The organism is Weissella minor (assembly GCF_001437425.1).
Lineage (GTDB): Bacteria > Bacillota > Bacilli > Lactobacillales > Lactobacillaceae > Weissella > Weissella minor.
Genome location: NZ_JQCD01000009.1, coordinates 91,314 through 110,083, shown reverse-complemented (window position 1 = coordinate 110,083; position 18,770 = coordinate 91,314). Strand labels below are relative to the sequence as shown.

The 18,770-nt window shown below is 39.1% G+C and carries 19 protein-coding genes; 2 read left to right on the top strand and 17 right to left on the bottom strand.

All coding sequences use genetic code 11. The features are described 5' to 3' along the window. The coding region (locus IV67_RS09450; protein WP_236698223.1) for a hypothetical protein at positions 1-187 on the top strand (187 nt) is incomplete at its 5' end. Between the two features lie 35 nt (positions 188-222). Here the strand turns inward: IV67_RS09450 and gndA are convergent. From gndA to IV67_RS00965, 14 genes are all read right to left on the bottom strand, one after another. Then, complete coding sequence (gene gndA, locus IV67_RS01025; protein WP_057786245.1) at positions 223-1,656, bottom strand: NADP-dependent phosphogluconate dehydrogenase; 1,434 nt, start codon at positions 1,654-1,656, stop codon at positions 223-225. 198 nt (positions 1,657-1,854) lie between these two features. Beyond that, on the bottom strand, positions 1,855-4,494 hold the full coding sequence (locus IV67_RS01020) for a cation-translocating P-type ATPase (RefSeq protein WP_057786243.1): 2,640 nt from the start codon (positions 4,492-4,494) through the stop codon (positions 1,855-1,857). 149 nt (positions 4,495-4,643) lie between these two features. After that, positions 4,644-5,513: a GNAT family N-acetyltransferase gene (locus IV67_RS01015; RefSeq protein WP_057786241.1), complete on the bottom strand. Its 870-nt coding sequence runs from the start codon at positions 5,511-5,513 to the stop codon at positions 4,644-4,646. Between the two features lie 52 nt (positions 5,514-5,565). Further along, positions 5,566-6,309, bottom strand: coding sequence for a hypothetical protein (locus IV67_RS01010; RefSeq protein ID WP_057786239.1), 744 nt, complete (start codon positions 6,307-6,309; stop codon positions 5,566-5,568). Beyond that, positions 6,293-6,694 (bottom strand): DUF805 domain-containing protein, encoded by a 402-nt coding sequence (locus IV67_RS01005; RefSeq protein ID WP_057786237.1) that lies wholly within the window; start codon positions 6,692-6,694, stop codon positions 6,293-6,295. The genes IV67_RS01010 and IV67_RS01005 overlap by 17 nt, the downstream gene beginning before the upstream one ends. Before the next feature lie 3 nt (positions 6,695-6,697). After that, positions 6,698-7,210, bottom strand: coding sequence for a DUF805 domain-containing protein (locus IV67_RS01000; protein ID WP_057786236.1), 513 nt, complete (start codon positions 7,208-7,210; stop codon positions 6,698-6,700). A 137-nt stretch (positions 7,211-7,347) separates the two neighbouring features. Next, positions 7,348-8,373, bottom strand: coding sequence for a zinc-binding dehydrogenase (locus IV67_RS00995; RefSeq protein WP_057786234.1), 1,026 nt, complete (start codon positions 8,371-8,373; stop codon positions 7,348-7,350). After that, positions 8,366-8,812, bottom strand: a complete 447-nt coding sequence (locus tag IV67_RS09585; protein ID WP_337250194.1) for a D-ribitol-5-phosphate cytidylyltransferase — start codon at positions 8,810-8,812, stop codon at positions 8,366-8,368. Before IV67_RS09585 ends, IV67_RS00995 begins: the two co-directional genes overlap by 8 nt. After that, complete coding sequence (locus IV67_RS09580) at positions 8,787-9,068, bottom strand: 2-C-methyl-D-erythritol 4-phosphate cytidylyltransferase (protein ID WP_337250193.1); 282 nt, start codon at positions 9,066-9,068, stop codon at positions 8,787-8,789. The genes IV67_RS09585 and IV67_RS09580 overlap by 26 nt, the downstream gene beginning before the upstream one ends. After that, positions 9,069-9,866: a LicD family protein gene (locus tag IV67_RS00985; protein WP_057786232.1), complete on the bottom strand. Its 798-nt coding sequence runs from the start codon at positions 9,864-9,866 to the stop codon at positions 9,069-9,071. A gap of 204 nt (positions 9,867-10,070) precedes the next feature. Continuing rightward, positions 10,071-10,454: a hypothetical protein gene (locus IV67_RS00980; protein WP_057786230.1), complete on the bottom strand. Its 384-nt coding sequence runs from the start codon at positions 10,452-10,454 to the stop codon at positions 10,071-10,073. 101 nt (positions 10,455-10,555) lie between these two features. Beyond that, entirely contained in the window at positions 10,556-11,059 is a 504-nt protein-coding gene (locus IV67_RS00975; RefSeq protein ID WP_057786228.1) for a DUF1836 domain-containing protein, read from the bottom strand. Positions 11,060-11,186: 127 nt separating this feature from the next. Next, positions 11,187-11,429, bottom strand: coding sequence for a GlsB/YeaQ/YmgE family stress response membrane protein (locus tag IV67_RS00970; RefSeq protein WP_057786226.1), 243 nt, complete (start codon positions 11,427-11,429; stop codon positions 11,187-11,189). 138 nt (positions 11,430-11,567) lie between these two features. Further along, a complete protein-coding gene (locus tag IV67_RS00965; protein WP_057786224.1) occupies positions 11,568-13,940 on the bottom strand; it encodes a phage tail tip lysozyme in 2,373 nt (790 codons plus the stop codon). A 332-nt stretch (positions 13,941-14,272) separates the two neighbouring features. On the opposite strand from IV67_RS00965, the gene IV67_RS00960 reads away from it, so the two are divergent. After that, entirely contained in the window at positions 14,273-14,749 is a 477-nt protein-coding gene (locus IV67_RS00960; RefSeq protein WP_057786222.1) for an NUDIX hydrolase, read from the top strand. A 42-nt stretch (positions 14,750-14,791) separates the two neighbouring features. On the opposite strand, the gene galT is transcribed toward IV67_RS00960, so the two are convergent. From galT to IV67_RS00945, 3 genes are all read right to left on the bottom strand, one after another. Then, positions 14,792-16,276, bottom strand: coding sequence for a UDP-glucose--hexose-1-phosphate uridylyltransferase (gene galT, locus IV67_RS00955; protein ID WP_057786220.1), 1,485 nt, complete (start codon positions 16,274-16,276; stop codon positions 14,792-14,794). Between the two features lie 10 nt (positions 16,277-16,286). Further along, entirely contained in the window at positions 16,287-17,462 is a 1,176-nt protein-coding gene (locus IV67_RS00950; protein WP_057786218.1) for a galactokinase, read from the bottom strand. 161 nt (positions 17,463-17,623) lie between these two features. Next, positions 17,624-18,661 carry an aldose epimerase family protein gene (locus IV67_RS00945; protein WP_057786216.1) on the bottom strand — a complete coding sequence of 346 codons (1,038 nt, stop codon included), beginning with the start codon at positions 18,659-18,661 and terminating at the stop codon, positions 17,624-17,626. Positions 18,662-18,770 lie beyond the last annotated feature (109 nt).

Genomic DNA, 18,770 nt, shown 5'->3' with positions numbered 1-18,770 from the left:
TAACTTGTGTTTATTATTTTTAGGAGTAGGAGTAGGTTATAAATACAAGCATGTGTGTTTTTTTTTTGTTACGATAGAGCATTGGGTAACTCTATGTCTTGCATTATGCCCATCTAAAAATAAAACAACATTAAATGGACCCAAACTCAACCTTAAAAGCAATATGTTATATACAAAAAAGCGTTGAAACAAGTATTAAACGCTTTTCACTAATTAAATTATTTAGGCTTCATCATACCATGAATAGTGGAAAGCCTCTCCACGTGGCGCATCAACACGCTCATATGTGTGTGCACCAAAATAATCTCGTTGCGCTTGAATCAGATTAGCAGGAAGCACTTCAGCTCGATATGAATCATAGTAAGCAACTGCGGCCGACAATGATGGCATAGGCACACCAGCTTGTACTGCTAACGCTAGGACACGACGAGCCGCACCTTGATACTTCATCGCCACGTCACTAAAGTAATCATTTAGCAACAAGTTATGCAAGTCTGCATCAGCATTAAAAGCGTCAGTGATGCGTTGCAAGAAACGTGCCCGAATAATTGCCCCTGCACGCCACAATTGCGCTAGCTCACCAAATGGCAAGTCCCATCCATACGCATCAGAAGCCAAGCGTAATTGATCAAATCCTTGCGCATATGACATCACTTTTCCAAAATAAAGTGCTTCACGAATATCTTCAACTGTTGCTGTCACATCACCCTCAAATTGATAATCAGGGCCATCCAAAACTTTCGCAGCAGCTAAACGGTCATCTTTCATCGCTGAAATATAACGGGCATAAACTGATTCTGTAATCAATGATTGTGGGGCGCCAACGTTCAAAGCTGATTGTGATGACCACTTACCAGTGCCCTTGTTACCTGCACGGTCAAGAATCATATCAACAATTGGCTTGTCTGAACCTTGGTCATCTTTACGGGTTAAAATATCAGCCGTAATCTCAATTAAGTACGAGTCTAATTCGCCTTCATTCCATTCGGCAAAAGTTTTAGCAACCTCGTCAGCATCTAACCCAACGACCCGCTTCAAAATGTCATATGATTCGGCAATTAATTGCATGTCGCCATACTCAATACCATTATGCACCATCTTAACGTAGTGTCCGGCACCATCAGGTCCAACATATGTCACTGTTGGCTTCCCATCTTCAGGCGCTCTTGCTGCAATTTCCGTCAAAATTGGCTCAACTAAATCATAGGCAGCTTTTTGTCCGCCCGGCATAAGTGACGGCCCTTGCAATGCACCTAATTCACCACCTGAAACCCCCATACCAATAAAGTTAATACCTGAATCAGCCAAGTGCTTTGAACGGCGAATCGTATCCTCATAAAATGTATTACCACCATCAATTAAAATATCATCTGCATCCAAAAATGGTAATAATTCTTCAATAACCGCATCAGTTCCAGCACCAGCCTTCACCATCAACATAATACGGCGTGGACGCTTAATGCTTGCAACGAAGTCTTCAATCGAATACCCCGGTACAAATTGCTTATCTTCATGTTTTTCAACTAAATCTTTTGTACGTTCACTTGAGCGATTGTAAACCGCAACCTTATATCCCCGTGACTCAACATTTAATGCTAAATTACGCCCCATAACGGCTAGTCCAACAACGCCAAAATCTGCTGTAGCTTCAACCATACTAACATTCCTCCTCGTGATTTAATTAATCACATGCCATAAAATTTACGTCCAATTTGATGACCCGTAAATTTCATAATTTCTGATATCGTCATACACATCACATTGTAACCTAGTTTAATATTTTATGAAAGCGCTACCATCAACATGCATAAAAAAAGCTAACGCGCACGTTAGCTTCTCTCAGATTTAAATCTATTAAACACGGAAGTTATTAGGCATAACCATCTTCAATACTTCCATAACAACAGTTGGTGCAGCAGTCAATGCAGCAATAATCAACCAGTGTGTTAGTGTCAATGGTACTAGTCCAAACAATCCTGCTAAGAATGGTACCAAGGCAACAACTAATGTAATTGCACCAGCAAGCAATGCCATGTTAACCAATGTTGGGTTAGCAGCATACTTGATGCTAAAGGCTGACTTAGCTGAACGAATGTTAAAGACGTGCACAATTGATGTCAATGATAGGACGACGAAGGCCATTGTTTGACCAACTTCATGACTTGGTGCCAAGCCTGAAATCGTAAAGCTACGTCCGAACCACATTGCTAACAAGGCCACGATCGCAAATAGCGTAGCTCCGATGGCGATTTGCTTACGTAAACCACCCTCAAACAAACTAGCATCCTTGCTCATTGGCTTGTCGTGCATCACATCTGTCAACATTGGTTCACGACTCAATGCGAATCCAGGCAATCCATCAGATACTAAGTTGATGAATAGCAAGTGAACTGGCAATAATGGTGATCCCCATCCAAGCAACATCGCAATGATGATAACAAAGATTTCAGAAAGGTTCGCACTCAACAAGAAGTTGATTGTCTTACGCACCTTCACGTACACACCACGACCTTCAGAAACTGTATCAACAATCGTCGCAAAGTTATCATCAGTCAAGATAATATCAGACGCATTACGGGCAACGTCAGTTCCAGTTTCACCCATTGAAATACCAACATCGGCTGCCTTAAGAGCTGGCGCATCATTAACACCGTCTCCAGTCATGGCAATCACAGCATCTTGTCGTTGCCATGACTTCACAATACGAATCTTGTCTGTTGGTGTTACACGCGCATAGACACTGTAATCACGTACACGTTCATCCAATTGGTCATCAGTCAATTGTGATAGTTCATGACCAGTCATTCCCTTATCACCTGGTTGCATAATCCCAATTTCACGAGCAATCGCACTGGCTGTTTCTAAGTGATCACCAGTAATCATCACAGTCTTAATACCAGCTTCACGGGCCTTTTCAACCGCTGGTGCTGACTCAGGACGTGGTGGGTCAATAATTCCAACCAATCCAACTAACTTCAAATGACTCTCGTAAAAGTCTGGTGTTGGATCAGCAGGCATTTCATCAAATGTCTTTTGTGTGATTGTTAGCACACGCAACGCATTCTTACCAAATGTTGCATTAACTTCTTCGGCACGTTGCTTGTCACCATCTTCAATCATTGGTAGCAAGACATCAAAGGCACCCTTAGTAATCGCAATATAGCCACCATCAGGACGCTTATGCACTGTTGTCATACGCTTCTTAGTTGAGTTGAATGGTACTTGATCAACTAATGGCCATTCTTCTAACAACTGCTTACGTGACTTAACCTTTTCAGCCCCATGCACCAATGCAATTTCTGTTGGCAAACCATCATAACGTGTTTCACCATCAACGGTACTTACTTCAACGTTCGTTGAAATGGCACCACGGAATAGTACTTCAAAAGCTGAGTCGCTCACATCGTCTTCAACTTCTGATAGCGTATCATCAAGTGCTGACCAAACTTCACGGGCAGTCATCTTATTTTGTGTCAATGTACCCGTTTTGTCAGACGCAATCACGCTTGTTGTTCCTAATGTTTCAACAGCTGGCAGACGACGAATAATCGCATTCTTTTTGGCCATCTTTTGAACACCCAAAGCCAATGTCATCGTCACAATAACTGCCAAAGTTTCAGGCACAACCGCCACAGCCAATGATACGGCTGTTAAGAAGATGTGCATCAAATCCATGCCTTGGTACAATCCCAAAGCCATAACAATTGCGGCTGCAGCTAAGGCAATCCAAGTAATGTTCTTACCCAATTGCACCAAACGCATTTGCAATGGTGTCAATGGTGTCTTGGTTTCGTTGTTCAACAAACCAGCAATGATTCCCATTTCTGTTTGCATTCCAACCGCTGTTACAACAGCACGACCATGACCATTAACAACCGCTGTTCCACGGTATACCATGTTAATACGTTCACCTAAGTCAACGTCATCTCCAGCTTCAAATGTTGCATTTTCATCTTTTTGAACAGGTTCACTTTCACCAGTCAAGGCAGATTCTTCAACTTGAAGTTCCACTGCTTCCAACAAACGTGCATCGGCAGGAATTGAACTACCATTGTCAATAACCATAATGTCACCAACAACAACGTCATCCGCATCGATTAGTTCAGTCTTCCCATTACGCATCACTTTAGCTTGTGATCGATTCAAATTTTGCAAGGCTGCCAAAGAATTTTCAGCACGACCTTCTTGCACAATTGACAATGTCGTATTGATAATAACGATTCCGATAATTAGCAAACTTTCGAAATAGTTACCGGTTCCTTCCATAATCGCAGTTATGAATGAAATCACCGCTGCAATCAACAAAATAATTGTGGCAACATCATTTAAGCTACGTAAAATCTTACGCCACAAAGGCTCAGACTTTCCTGCTTCAAAAGTATTCGATCCATGCGCATCACGTTGCGCAGTCACTTGACTATCTGTCAGGCCGGCATTAGTGTCGACCTTGTATTCTGTAAACAAGTCTTCAAGATTTGTTTGATATTTTTCCATACATCTACCCCTCCTAGTTATTTGCTTTTACTTTACATATATTACCATAATAACTGAACCTTAAACCTAGGTTTACTGCAACTTGATTGACCTTTTTGTGAATAAATCTAAATATTATGACAATTTGATTACAAAAAAGTATTGTGCTTTCATTCACCTTCAGTCAAGTACTCCAACACCGTTTCATCCTCAAATCCCAATTTTTGATACAGATGGTGCGCTTGATGATTATCACCTTCAACCCCAATGACAAACGGCTTCGCCTCTTGCAAATATAGTTCTCGCATGATTAATTGCATAAATTGCGCGCCGAAGCCCCGATTACGATAACCAGCATCCACAAATAAACCAAAGATATAATAGTAATCGCCATTATCCACGGCACAATATCCAATGGGTTGGTCTTCATACAAAAGGACGTAAGTCTCAATTGATGTATCATCCAAGCTTTCCTGTAAATACTGTTCGGCGGCATGTGCTGTCGAATCTGGAAAGGCATTCATATATGGTGGCACTAATTGGACGACATCCGCTCGTTGCATTCGCCGAATGCCAATGCCCATCTTACTTTCTACTGAAACTGGTTCTTTTTCAAAACGCATCTGATATTCAAATTCAGCATCGACAACTAACTGATTCTTCATGATAAAGTCAGGATTCGCTACTAAGAAAGCCCGTTCAGTCAAATACTGTACTTTGTGGTAACCAAATTCCGTTAAAATTTCGAAAGCGCGCTGTTTAATCGCTGTCCCAATTCCTTTACGACGCGCACTTGGATGGACCATCAGACTAATTTCAACGATTTCATCGATATCTCCATCCGCATAAAGCATCGCAAAACCAATCAAAGATTCATTTTCATATCCTAAAACGAACGTTGGCATTTCAGGAAAATGATTATACTGATTACTTAAATAAGCATCTTTATGCGTATGATCATAGTCATGGACTGCTTGCGACAATAAATGGATATCTTCAATCTGACTTTGCGTTAACTGCGTAAATTGTTCAATTTGCATATTGATGTTCCTTTCTGTATATGAAAAAAGATGCCCTAAGGCATCTTATTATCTATTTTTCAACATTCTTCTTAAACGCAACACCGCTTGGCTTTTCAACCGTTAAACTATTTCCCAAGGTACTTGCTGTTGCAATATTTTTAGCAACACTCTCTGCATCTTGCTCACTCTCAATTGAAATCATATGCATATGCCCATGTGCATCACGCATGAAAATAAAGGAAATAAATTCTTTAACTGTTCCTTGTTGCTTATCCTCAGCATCACTATAACCAGTCACAATAACCATATTCTTGTTGATTTGTTTTTGATTCAAATCGGTTAATGCCGGTACATTACCCAATGTTTGCTGAGCTAATGACATCACATTCTGATTCATCGATGACGTAATTTTACTATTTGCATCAATTTTTGTATCAGTGATAAAAATCTTAGGTTTTGTAATCGCGTACGTTTGCGTATACGTTCCTGATTTTGACAAATCATCTGCATCTTGAGCAGATTTCACATCATTTTTCTTACCAAAGTTGGGTAATTCAAAGTAAGCGGCTTTCTTGTGACCAACCCATGTCTTTGACTTTTGTAAATTCGTAATTTTTTCAGCAGTCGGCTTATCAGCCTTACGAACGCCAGCTATGGCTGCTTCCGTCAAATCATTTTTGGCAACCGGTTTAACTGCTTCTACTTGTAAAACATCCTGAATTTGTTGTGTTTGCGTGGCTGTTGCAACACCAGCACCACCGGCAACCAACAAAGATAAACCAAGCACAATACTAATTCTAGTTTGCTTCTTCATTGTGCACCTCCACTGGACGTCGAACTAATTGACAAAAAATAATGGCTTCACCGATAAATGGCAAAAACGCAGCGAGTAGCCATACTGGTGAGACATTTGAATCACGTAATCGACGGACTGCCGCAGCCAACACAAGGACCAAAGTATTTACGAGAATAAACACATACAAAGCCGTCAAAAGGCCTAACCAAATTCCTAATGTATTTCCTGCCATCATCAGCAACTGTGGTGAAAATGACAATATTACATACGTTGCGGGAATCATCACCAATGAGGTAAAGATCCATAATAAGAGCAATCCGATAAAGAAGCCAGTTCGACTTAATCGACCAGAAAACGAATATAGACCATATTCTTGATTCAAAAACTGTTTAAAAAATTCCATGTTTTAGGCCTCCGTTGCTGATCGACCTAGAATTTGTTGTGTTGGCTTAATTAAATGCCACAAGACAACAATGAAACCGATAAATGGTAACACCACAAAGAACGTTGCAAATCCGCCCATAACAGCACCTGAAATTCCGGTTACTAAACCAGAAATAAGGGCCAAAAGATAAGGCACAACAATGTACAATAACTTATAGGCTGATACACCTGCATCGTGCAAACGACGACTCATTGCTGCTAGCCCTTGTAGCAGTATCACAATAAACCCAATGGCAAAAATAACGAATATAATACCAGAAATTGATTGCATTGCTGCCGCATTTTGCTGTCCCATCATTACTTGAACCAAAACTTCACCCATTGTCGCTAATGGCATCGCAATTAACGATACAAGCACACTCCAGATTAACATACCCAGAAAATAACTTTTGCGGTCCAGAATCCCCTTAAATGAGAAAAGCTTTCCAAATTGAAAACCATCCGTCTGATTTAAATACGCAAGCAAATATTCCATTATTGATTATCTCTCCAATTCATCTTATTTAACTGTACAGTATAGTCCAATTGACTTTAAATTGCAGTTATAACGGTTAATATTTTACTTTTTTCAACATAAAAAGAACCTAAACATAAAGCTTAGGTTCTTTTTATTTACATATTCCATTTCATGACTGTCTTACCCCAATTCATATTCAAATCTTCATCGAACGAATTGGTAATGTCTGTTACACAATTTATTTCTTTTATATTTTGTACAAGCAATCCTAAACGATCACGGACAGAACTGCTATTTTCAATCAAATCTACCGCTTGTTCAAAGTCTTCGCGTGTTGAACGAGATGTACCAACCAAATCCAAGCCTTTTTCAAGAATTAAGCGTGTATTAATCGCAATATTTTCTTCTGAAACACCAGACAACACAAGCGTTGCCCGTGGATTTGCATGATCTATCATTTGATTAATCGCAGATTCAGAACCCATACCACCAACTACTTCGATTGCTTGATCAAACATTAAATCGTCTGGGATTTCATCAATCAACATGGTTTGGGCAAAACTAATATAACTCAATTTTTCTTCATGCTTTCCTAGAACAATTAATTCAGTATCTGGGAACATTTCTTTCATTACGACAGCAACAATGTATGCCACATTCCCGTCACCCCAAATACCAATTTTACCCTGCTTTGGAATCATCGTTTCTTTTAAACGTCGAATCGCTTGCACGGCAACTGTCACAACTTCCAAAAAGGCATTCATATCACCTTGGGCTTCTTTTGGAATGGCAACCAAATTTTCTGGACGAATAAACACATATTCGCGCATAAAACCATCAGCCGTTGACGAACTAAATGTACTGTCTCGTAAATAATTACTCGACACTAAATCATCATGTTTCTGGGCATTATTTGGCACCATTGCAACAATGGTTCCTGGTTCATATGTTCCAGTATTATCACGAATGACCTCACCAACAGCCTCATGGATTAGAGCCATTGGCAAACGCTTGGCTAGAATTTTTTTATCACGTGTACCGGTATAATATCGTTCATCAGCACGACAAATTGACAATAACGTTGGCCGCACAATGACACTATGAGGATCAGCTAAATTATCTTGCTTTTTCATTTGTTCAACTTGGCGAACACCAGTCAAACGATAAATATTATTAAACATCATCGTCCTCTTTCGCAATCGCATTGGCAAGACGTAGATCGTATGGACGCGTAATCTTCATGTTACTCTCATCACCGTCAGCAATCCCCACCTTATGTCCAGCTAGCAACATAACCTTTGCAGAATCACTCAAAGCACGTCGCTCTTCATCAGTCATATGCTCATATTGTGCTTCAAAGGCAGGAATATTTACAGTCTGTGGTGTCTGACCTTGGTACATGAATGAACGAACTGGAATTTCCGAAACTTCATCATTTTCAACTTTTACAATCGTATCTGTGGCACCAATTGCAGTATCAACAGCTTTATATGATTCAGCTAGGCGGATATTCTCCATAATAATATGTCGCGTAACGAAAGGACGAACAGCATCGTGCATAACCAAAATATCATCTTCATTTGCACCAAATTGATCATGAATATAGTTGATTGCACCCATTGTCGTTACGTTCAGCCCCACCTTCAATCACAACAATTCTGTCGTCATCAATATATTGCGCAATTAAATCCTTACCATATTGCACCCACTGTGGGTGAATTGATACAACAATTTTCTTGAAATCAGGAATCAAGGCAAATTTTTCAAGCGTATGTATAATAATTGGTCGCCCAGCTAAATCTAAAAATTGCTTTGGTCGCTCTGTATGTCCCATACGACTTCCAATTCCACCAGCCATCACTTGTGCGTAAATCATTTATCCCTCTCCTTTATAAAAAGAACCATGCTTTTTCTCATGCTTTTCTTTCACATGCCAATTACCAAAAAACTGTGTCAAATACTCATCATAATTTTTAACCTGCCAAACAGGAATACCTAAAAAATCGACACGTTCTACTTCGCGCCACATTTTGGCAGGGAAGACTTCTTTTCGACCATACATCCCATTAAGAACTCCCGATTGCTTTGGCTTTTTGGGATTCCCAGCAAACTTTTTTACATATTTATCTTCTGAAACTGCTAACTTATGCGCAGACAAATTTGGTAGTGCTTGTCGCAACATTTCTTTTATTTTTTTTGCTTTGGCTTTTTTCGGATACTTACCAGTTGACCGTCCAATATTTCTCATCACATTTAGATACTTGTGCTTAATAAAGAAAATATCTAATTGAATTTTGTTTTTACTGAAGTCATCAATTGGAAAAATATCAATAAAAATACCGTGCTTTTGTTCATAATACTTTGATTTCGAATGCGTTGTCTTATCAATTAAGCGCATATACGGAAAATCATTTTGGGCTTCTTCTTCGGTTAATAAATAATAATTCGGATTTTTTGAAGAATATTGTGTTTTAAATTTTTCATAATCCTCACGTCTCAAGCCAACATCAATATCATCATCCCAAGGGATAAGTTCTCCATCACGAATTTTTCCTAATAAAGTGCCACCAAGGAGAAATAGTTTTAAATCTTGATTCATTGCAAAAACAGCAAGATCCGCTAGCATATCTGTCATTGTCTCGTGGACTTCACTATGTGACAACTCTTCCGTCATTCTTAAAGCTACCTCCCTCATAAAATTTCACGCGCATATCTCAGTAAATATATCAAAATACATAAGTTAAGTCAAATTTAAGGAATGCCAAAAAAGCTTTGAAAATGCCTTTAAAAGTACATTTTTAATCCATTTGTTACTTTACAAGTCGCCTCACAAATCACACCGAATACAACGCCCAAATTCAACTGAAAACGTTTATTTTTATAAGGTTGTACTCCGATTAAATGTTGCAAACACATGCCCATTTTCGCGCATGTAGTCAACTCTAAAACCATTCGTCTCACCTGTTGTATGGTTACTATCAGTATTAAGAAGCTCTTGGTAAGCATCAAAGAAAATCCGAGACGATATCTTTAAGCCACTTTCAAAACCAATAAAGACTTCATCAAAATGATGATCACCTTCGACAAAGCAGTCAATTTTAATCGATTCAACTTGTTCGCCTTGCATGTCAAACCAAACATCAATGCTATCTGTATTTAATACCTTGGTCTCACCTTGTCCAGTCATATTTTCTGGAATTTTGAACTGTTCTGAAACACCAGCATTATATGCATTGGCAATTACTTTATAGGTATCTATCATGATCGAATCCTCCAATATAATCCTCATTTTAATTTTGTATATGTTTATTATCCGCCAAAATGAAAGCGCTGTCTATTGAATTTGTCATCATGCTTAAAAAACTATTTCTGTGTTTCCAAATACATTGTTTCAATCAATTGTTTACTGTATAGACTTGTTGCAATTGCCAAAGTCACAGCTTGAATGAGTTGATTTGGATCTTCACCATCACTTGCATTCGCTTGCATATTTTGACTAACAAATGCTAAAGACTGCTCTTGTTGTTGGACAAACTCGTTATAAAATTCTTTAAGTGATGTCTCTTTTAGTGCCAAATTTAAAGTCGTCTCAATTTCTGACAAACTGAACGTTTGTTTCATTAACGTGATGACAATCAAGAAGGCAATATGCTGTTTTGAATACCGCTTCTTTATCGGTGCCGGCATCAAAGATTGCTTAACATAGTTATTTAGCATCGATGATGTTAACACCTTTTTTTCATGGCTTGGCATAATTTCTGCCAAAGATTCTGTCGTTAATTCAACGACCTGATCTAAATACAGTGACAGATTGGGCAATTCTTCCCATCGCGGTAGCTTAAACTCATTCCAATTCGCCGTATCCATTTTTCAAAGTCCCCTTAATCTAGTTATGATAACTAGATTATAAATTTATTAATAAAATAAGTCAATTCAGTCCTGACCACAAAAAAAGCGCCTGAGCATACTTCTGCTCACGACGCTTTAAAATTGTTTAATTTGAGAAACGTTGCATGACCCAAGTGACGACAATGACAACAACAACCGCACCAATAATTGATGGAATTAATGCCATACCAGCCATATGTGGCCCCCATGAACCAAGGAGGGTTTCACCCAACCATGATCCAACAAGTCCAGCAACAATATTAGCAATCCACCCCATTGATGACTTCGTAATTGCACCACCAATGGCACCAATAATAGCACCAACGATTAGCATCCAAATTGTACCCATTTGTACGACCTCCAAAAAATGAATTTTTACTATTACAACCAAAAAATCAATAGCGAGAATTATTATATTAAGCCTGCTGCCAAAATTCATGGTAAAAAGTTTCAATTTTGAAAATTCTTAAATTTTTATCGGTCATGTTCATCCCTTGCGTGTTGCAAAACCATTAGCATCAAACTGATAATTAATTTTGCCAATTTTTAGCTGCTTTTTTTGCACCGCAACATGTGTTTTCAAATCAAAATACATGTCTCTTTTACCAAACTTCTGCCATCCACCTACAGCATCTCCATCTTTATTAAAGAAGTAACGTTTTCCCGCCATCACTAAATGTTGATTCCGTTTTTGAATACCTGTTTTAAGGTCATAATATTCTAACCCAGATTTCCCATACTTTCTAAATCCGGTAACCACGTCCCCTTTTGAATTGAGATACACATAACTTTTTTTAATCGCATGATAGCCTGGTTGTTTCACACGCACAAAAGAATTCGGATGATACCAAGCAATTTTGCCTGGGGCGTGTTGATATAAACCATCAACCGCCTTACCAGTTTTGTCAAAATAATATTCACCTTGTTTAAGGTGCACCACGCCATTTTGAACACGTGCATGATGTTTAGCATCATAATATTCCAAGCGTTGTTGATTGACACGATGTAATCCGCTGATTGCATCACCCTCTCCATTGAAGTAATACACTTTTGCTCCCACTTGCACATAGTTATTGCGAACTTGCTTATGATCACTTGGGCGATAATACTCCAACATATTCTGACCAAACTTGCGGAATCCGCTAATTGCATCACCCTCTTCATTAAAGTAATACACATTCGTCCCTACTTGCACATAGTTATTGCGGACTTGTGTATGGTCGCTTAGGCGATAATACTCCAGCATGTTTTGGCCAAATTTACGGAAGCCACTAATTGCATCACCCTCACCATTAAAGTAATACACAGCTGGTCCAACTTGCACATAGTTATTGCGGACTTGTGTATGATCGCTTAGGCGATAATACTCCAGCATGTTTTGGCCAAATTTACGGAAACCACTGATTGCATCACCTTTACCATCGAAATAATACACATTCGTGCCTACTTGCACATAGTTATTGCGAACTTGTGTATGGTCGCTTTGGCGATAATACTCCAACATATTCTGGCCAAATTTACGGAAGCCACTAATGGGCTTACCATTTTGATAGTAATACCAAGCCCCATTTTTGAATTCATATCCTTGCTTGCGTTTTTGACTTGTTTTTTCACCCGGCACTTGCACGACATTCGTTTTAGCCTCCTTTGCTCCTAAAAACTTATACCAATACATGGCAATATTTCCACGTTCAGGCTGATTACTCTCAAATGGTCGTTCATAATTTGATAAAAACACCTTTGCTAGGTGATAGGCCGAATCTTGACTTTGCATGTATTCAGCTGCATTGATTGGATAGGCGCTCGATGGGTAAAATTGAATGCCGTGGGTCATTTCATATTGTATCCGCATACTCTGCGCAAAAAGAGTGCGATGATCATAACCATTTTCTTTCGCCCAATTAATTAATTTATCCGCTGGTGTCCATTGGACCAATCCATAACCACCACCGCCGCCAAACTCAGTAATATCGGGTAATAGATAACTTTCAACCATCATATTCCCCAACATACCGGCAATCGCATTGCGGCTCCAACCCCGCTCTGAAAAGAATTGGTACAAATAACGTGCATTTTGTTCCTGCGTTACTGAATAATGGTAATCTTTGGGGACATAGTCCGCAGGTAACCCCTTATTCAAGTTCGTTTCAATTGCTTTTTTTCGAATCGGTTTTACTCGGTCAGCAGTTTGTTTTGAAACGGGCTTGGTTTCATCTTTTACTTTAGGCGTTTGTGGCAATGCCTTAGCTTCTGGTTGTTGCTTATCAGCGACTTGACGTTGCAATTGCCCCTTTTGTCCAACCGATTGTGTTTTGTCACCCACTTGTTTTGCCACCGGCTTGATTTCTTTTTTTGCTTTAGACGCTTGTGGCAATATCTTCTTTTCAGCTCGTTGCTTATCAGACGGTTGGCTTTGCAGTTGTTCAACCTTTTTCTCCGTACGCCTATTTTGGGTCGCCTGAACTTGTCTTGAAATCGTTTTTTGATTGTCTTGTTCGAATTGCTTTGAATTCGTGCCCGTATGCGCAACTTTGGAAGCGCTAGGTTTCAATCCTGACGCTTGTTGACCACCTGTTTTAGGACCATCCACTGGCTTTGTTTGAGCTTGACCCGCTTTCACTAATGGTTGCTGTTTTAAATCAGGCTTATTTTTTGGCTTAACCTGAATACCTGATAGCGCCCGTGTGCTTTCTGGTCGCACAGTTGCTTTTCTCGCTATTGGTTGTTCCGTATTCACTGTTGTTGAAGCGTGTTGCTTAATCTCATCCGCCTTAACGTCCGGCGTACCAACTAAACCCATGCCAAACATCGCTGTTGCTAGGGCTATTTTTTTCACGGTAGCATTTTCTAAATTTTGCATATGACCTCTCTGTTTGAAAATACAATCGATTGTTTTTCTTATTAAAAATTAATAAAATTAAATGCGCCTGATAAGTTTAAGTTAAACGTTTTAAGTCGTCAATTGTTAAATTAGTCGCTGTGCTATCCATAAAAATATAAACGACATTAATAATACAGATTAAATGTTATTAACTTATTACTAACAATAATAATCTAACATTTTAGTCATGATGCTTAATTTTTTCATTTCAAAAAATTTTTAACAACTCAGCTTACGAGTACTCCTCAACCTTCTGTGATAAAATTAAATCATATTCTCAAGGATTTTAATTAATGAAGGAGTGTCTGCTTATGGTAATGGAAAAATATTTTAAAGATTTACGTTCAAAAATCGGCCATGATGAAATCATTATGACCGGGGTTACAGGTGTTTTATTCGATGAAACCGGTACTAAAATTCTTTTAGAAAAACGCGGTGATGGTTCAACCGGCTGGAGCCTTGTTGGCGGCATGCAAAATTTAAATGAAAGTGCGATGACTTCCTTACAAAGAGAATTCAAAGAAGAAACTGGTTTAGATGTTGAAATAACAGCATTAATCGGTGTCGATACAAATTTTCATCAAGTGTTCCCTTCAGGCGATAAAGCTCAGATTCCGTGCTTCATATTCGAAGTCACCCAGGTTGGCGGTGAACTAGTCCCTGATGGTGACGAAACCTTGGCACTAGAATATGTCTCTATCGCTGACCAACCTAAAATGTTTAACGAACAACATCAATTAGTCATTGATCAATTATATAGGCAGGCCCCTTACGGCTGGTATTTCTAATACAATAAAAACGCACATGATAAATTTCATGTGCGTTTTTATTTATATAGAAGCAATGAATTGTTTAAATCCAGCATGACCAGTTGTATCATCTTTGAAAACACCTGCATCAGCCAGCACCTGCATATACACATGCCCGACTGCATCCTTAACGACTGCATGAACGTTTTCTGGTGTGACGACCTGATTGTCCTTGATTTGATCAGCCCAAGCTAAATGCATGGCTTGAATATCATTTGGCTGATCTAGCAAATATTGTTCAACATCTTGTAACTCACGCTTTAAACGTGGTGGCAAAATCGCACGCCCCATGACTTCAATTAAACCAATATTTTCTTTCTTGATATGTTGCACATCAGGATGTGGATGAAAAATACCGTCGGGAAATTCAATCGAAGTATTATTATCGCGTAATACCAAATCTACCACATAGGTTGCATGCTCCTTGCGTACCACTGGCGTTACCGTATGATGCCGTGTTTGTTGTGCATCGGTAGCTTGAATCGACAAAGCTGAATCGGAATAGTTATTCCATGCTTGCATAATTTTTTCACTTGCCAACAAAAGCTTGTCTTGGTCCTGGTCCATTAAACGAATGACAGACATCGGCCAATTGACAATGCCAGCTGATTCTAAATCAATGCCCGGAATCGTTATTAGTTCTCGCAATGACGCTTTTGCCATCGGGAAGGTATGCTTCCCCGCTTGAAAATGATCATGCGATAGAATTGACCCACCTACAATTGGGAGATCAGCATTTGATCCAATAAAATAATCCGGGAATTGATCAACAAAATCCATCAGTTGTTTCAAATGCTTAACATCGACTTTCATTGGACGTGCTGTTTTCGCTAACACAATACAATGTTCAGCAAAGTAAGCATAAGGTGAATACTGAAGTCCCCATGTTTCACCATCTAAGACGACATCCACAACACGATGATTGACCCGAGCCGCCTGATTTTGACTTCCCCAAAATCCGACATTATTCATATCTAACGCTGTACTTGGATATTGCTTAGAAGTTGACTTTCCTGCTAAAGCAATTTTCTTAGGGTCCTTTTCCGGCTTCGAAAGATTAATCGTAATTTCGAGATCCCCATAAGGTGTTGTCACATCAAAACTGTCATTTTTTGCAATTTCACGCGTTTTAATATAGTTTGACTTTTGTGATAATTGATAAAAATAGTTCGTCGCAGCTTGTGGACCCTCGATTAAATATTGTTGAAAACGATGATTAACAACTGATGGACGTGGTACAAAAAAATTCATTAATTGTGCGCCAAGCATATCACGATTCATCTGACGTTGGTCTAAGCTACCATTTTTTTCGGCAATAGTGACCAACGTATCCATCATTTCTAAAGTATCAACCTGGGATACATCGCTTTCCAGCGCCTCAGTTAGATCAGGATTCCCAATCCAACCTAAAATTTGATTAAACAAATAGGTATTATCAAACTTTTCATAATCACTACCTGCAATAATTGCTGCGACAAAAGACTGAATAAGTTTTTCAATCGTCATGAAACTACCCCTATACCTCTCCAACAAAACGGGCACCATCCCCGATATGTGTTTCATAGAAAGCAGGGGCATACCCAATTGCTTTAACATATGCTGATTCAACGGCCTGTTCTAGTGCTTCAACCGCATCATGTTTAACTAATGCAATCGCACAGCCACCAAAACCAGCTCCAGTCATACGCGCACCCAAAACATTCGGATTTTCTTGAGCAGTCGCAACCAGGGTATCTAATTCAATTCCGGTCACCTCATAATCATCTTTTAGAGACGTATGCGATGCATTTAAGAGCGCACCAAAGGTCACTAAATCATTATCAGCTAAAGCAGCTTTGGCTTTAATGGTTCGTTCATTCTCATATACCGCATGCCGGGCCCGCTTAATCAAGGTCTCATCACCAATCATTGAAGCATGCTCATCAAAAGTTTTAGCGTCCAAATCTCCCAGTGTATGAATATCGAGCTTTAATTGTAAACGGCGTAGCGCCTCTTGTGTTTCAGCAACACGCTCATTATATTTTGAATCAGCTAATTCACGACGCTTATTTGTATTCATAATAATCACGTCATAATCTTTAAAATCAGCAGGAACCATCTCATAAATCATGGTATTCGTATCTAGATAAATCGCTTGATTTTCTTCTCCATAGCCAATTGCAAATTGATCCATGATTCCGGTCTGCACGCCAATATAATCATTTTCAGCACGCTGTCCACTAGCCACTAACTGTAATCTAGGAATTGGTAAATTGTACAATCGTTTCAAGACGACACCCACTAATAATTCAAGGGATGAAGATGATGATAATCCAGACGCGTTTGGAATATTCCCTTCAATTAATAAATTAAATCCAGTGTCAAAGGTATTACCAAACTGACGCATTGCAATTAAGACCCCTTTAACAAAATTTCCCCAGGCATGATTAGGTAATTTTTCATCATCGTTGATCGAAAAACTAATATGTTCATCCGGAAAATTCAAAGAATACAATTTTACTAGGTCATCATCACGCTTTGCTGCAACGCCACTTGTCCCAATTGTAATGGCAGCTGGAAATACATGTCCGCCATTATAATCAGTGTGCTCGCCAATTAAGTTAATCCGCCCTGGTGAGAAAAATTTATCAGTGGGCATTGTCCCAAATTCTGATTGATATGCCGCAATTAATTTATCAAAAATTTCGTCCATCATCCTATCCTCCAAAAACCTTTTAGTAAACATTTACTAAAGTATAACACTAACGCCTAAATTTGTAACCGCTTTCTTTTTAAACTAGGAAGTCAAAACCAACTTAAATCAATCATTTACAAAGCTTTTAGATTTATAACACTTAAGTAAAGTTGATTCGCTTAGTTTTTATGATATTTATACATGATGTGGTAATCGGTCGATGCGCCTGCGTCAATTGAGACATCTCCAAAATCCGAATGATTTGGCGTATCTGGTAACATCTGAGCTTCTAAAGCAACTGCCATCCACGGTTTACTAGTCCCACGATTCAAATAGCGTACTTGGTTGTCCATCTGACTCGCAGTAAAAGCAACAATTGCATTTCGGTCCGAGTAAATATCGACTTGGCGACCAGACGCACGATCACTAACACTAGCCGCAATTTGATTGAAATCAGCTGGCACAACGAATACATCATCAAAACCTTGTTCATCCGTACTTGCATGCATCTCTGGTAAAATTGTGCCTAAATCATGTCGGAATTTTAAATCAAAGGGAGTCCCCGCATTATTAGTAAAGACACCGGTTGGGCATTTTTCTTGGTCCGTTTCTAAATGTTGCTCAGCATTAATCATTAAATCATGCTGCATTAAATCGGTCGCTTCGGCATTACCTAAATTAAAATAGGCATGTACCGTTGGATTAAATAGCCCCGCTTCTCCTGCTTGCTGACCTTCAAAATCAATTTTAATTTCATCAGTCTCAGTCAGTGTATACACAACTTTTACCTTTAAATCACCAGGGAATCCATCATCAACGTTTTGAGCAAGATACGTGAGCACAATCTGATTCGCATCTGCATCCACTGTCACATCAAAAAATTGGTTCCCAATTCCTTCAGCACCACCATGTAGTGAATTAGGGCCGTCATTTACTGGTACCGTATGCTTTTCCCCCGCTTGGGTCCAAGTCCCATTTTTAATTCGTCCGGCGGTCCGACCAATAACGCGATTTATATTAAAAGGATTTTCGGTGAAACCTTCAATTCGGTCCGACGATAGCAATAAATTTATGCGTTCATCAGCATCAACGACAGAGAATTCTTGTAAAATACCAGCAAAATTAAGCACACTCATCCGAGTTTGATGCTGATTTTCAACTGTATAACGGATAACATCCTGTCCTTGAACTTTACCAAATGTGTTTTGTGTAATCATCGTGTTTCCTCCTAAATATAACTGATCAACAATATCGTTCTTGCTTAATTATAGCCACGTGCTGACAAATAAATATACCCATATCTAGTGAATAGACATAGGTATATTT

Coding starts and splice junctions, on each gene's coding strand:
- gndA (WP_057786245.1), bottom strand. CDS start 1,656: ATGGTTGAAGCTACAGCAGATTTTGGCGTTGTTGGACTAGCCGTTATG.
- IV67_RS01020 (WP_057786243.1), bottom strand. CDS start 4,494: ATGGAAAAATATCAAACAAATCTTGAAGACTTGTTTACAGAATACAAG.
- IV67_RS01015 (WP_057786241.1), bottom strand. CDS start 5,513: ATGCAAATTGAACAATTTACGCAGTTAACGCAAAGTCAGATTGAAGAT.
- IV67_RS01010 (WP_057786239.1), bottom strand. CDS start 6,309: ATGAAGAAGCAAACTAGAATTAGTATTGTGCTTGGTTTATCTTTGTTG.
- IV67_RS01005 (WP_057786237.1), bottom strand. CDS start 6,694: ATGGAATTTTTTAAACAGTTTTTGAATCAAGAATATGGTCTATATTCG.
- IV67_RS01000 (WP_057786236.1), bottom strand. CDS start 7,210: ATGGAATATTTGCTTGCGTATTTAAATCAGACGGATGGTTTTCAATTT.
- IV67_RS00995 (WP_057786234.1), bottom strand. CDS start 8,373: ATGTTTAATAATATTTATCGTTTGACTGGTGTTCGCCAAGTTGAACAA.
- IV67_RS09585 (WP_337250194.1), bottom strand. CDS start 8,812: ATGGGTGCAATCAACTATATTCATGATCAATTTGGTGCAAATGAAGAT.
- IV67_RS09580 (WP_337250193.1), bottom strand. CDS start 9,068: ATGATTTACGCACAAGTGATGGCTGGTGGAATTGGAAGTCGTATGGGA.
- IV67_RS00985 (WP_057786232.1), bottom strand. CDS start 9,866: ATGACGGAAGAGTTGTCACATAGTGAAGTCCACGAGACAATGACAGAT.
- IV67_RS00980 (WP_057786230.1), bottom strand. CDS start 10,454: ATGATAGATACCTATAAAGTAATTGCCAATGCATATAATGCTGGTGTT.
- IV67_RS00975 (WP_057786228.1), bottom strand. CDS start 11,059: ATGGATACGGCGAATTGGAATGAGTTTAAGCTACCGCGATGGGAAGAA.
- IV67_RS00970 (WP_057786226.1), bottom strand. CDS start 11,429: ATGGGTACAATTTGGATGCTAATCGTTGGTGCTATTATTGGTGCCATT.
- IV67_RS00965 (WP_057786224.1), bottom strand. CDS start 13,940: ATGCAAAATTTAGAAAATGCTACCGTGAAAAAAATAGCCCTAGCAACA.
- IV67_RS00960 (WP_057786222.1), top strand. CDS start 14,273: ATGGTAATGGAAAAATATTTTAAAGATTTACGTTCAAAAATCGGCCAT.
- galT (WP_057786220.1), bottom strand. CDS start 16,276: ATGACGATTGAAAAACTTATTCAGTCTTTTGTCGCAGCAATTATTGCA.
- IV67_RS00950 (WP_057786218.1), bottom strand. CDS start 17,462: ATGGACGAAATTTTTGATAAATTAATTGCGGCATATCAATCAGAATTT.
- IV67_RS00945 (WP_057786216.1), bottom strand. CDS start 18,661: ATGATTACACAAAACACATTTGGTAAAGTTCAAGGACAGGATGTTATC.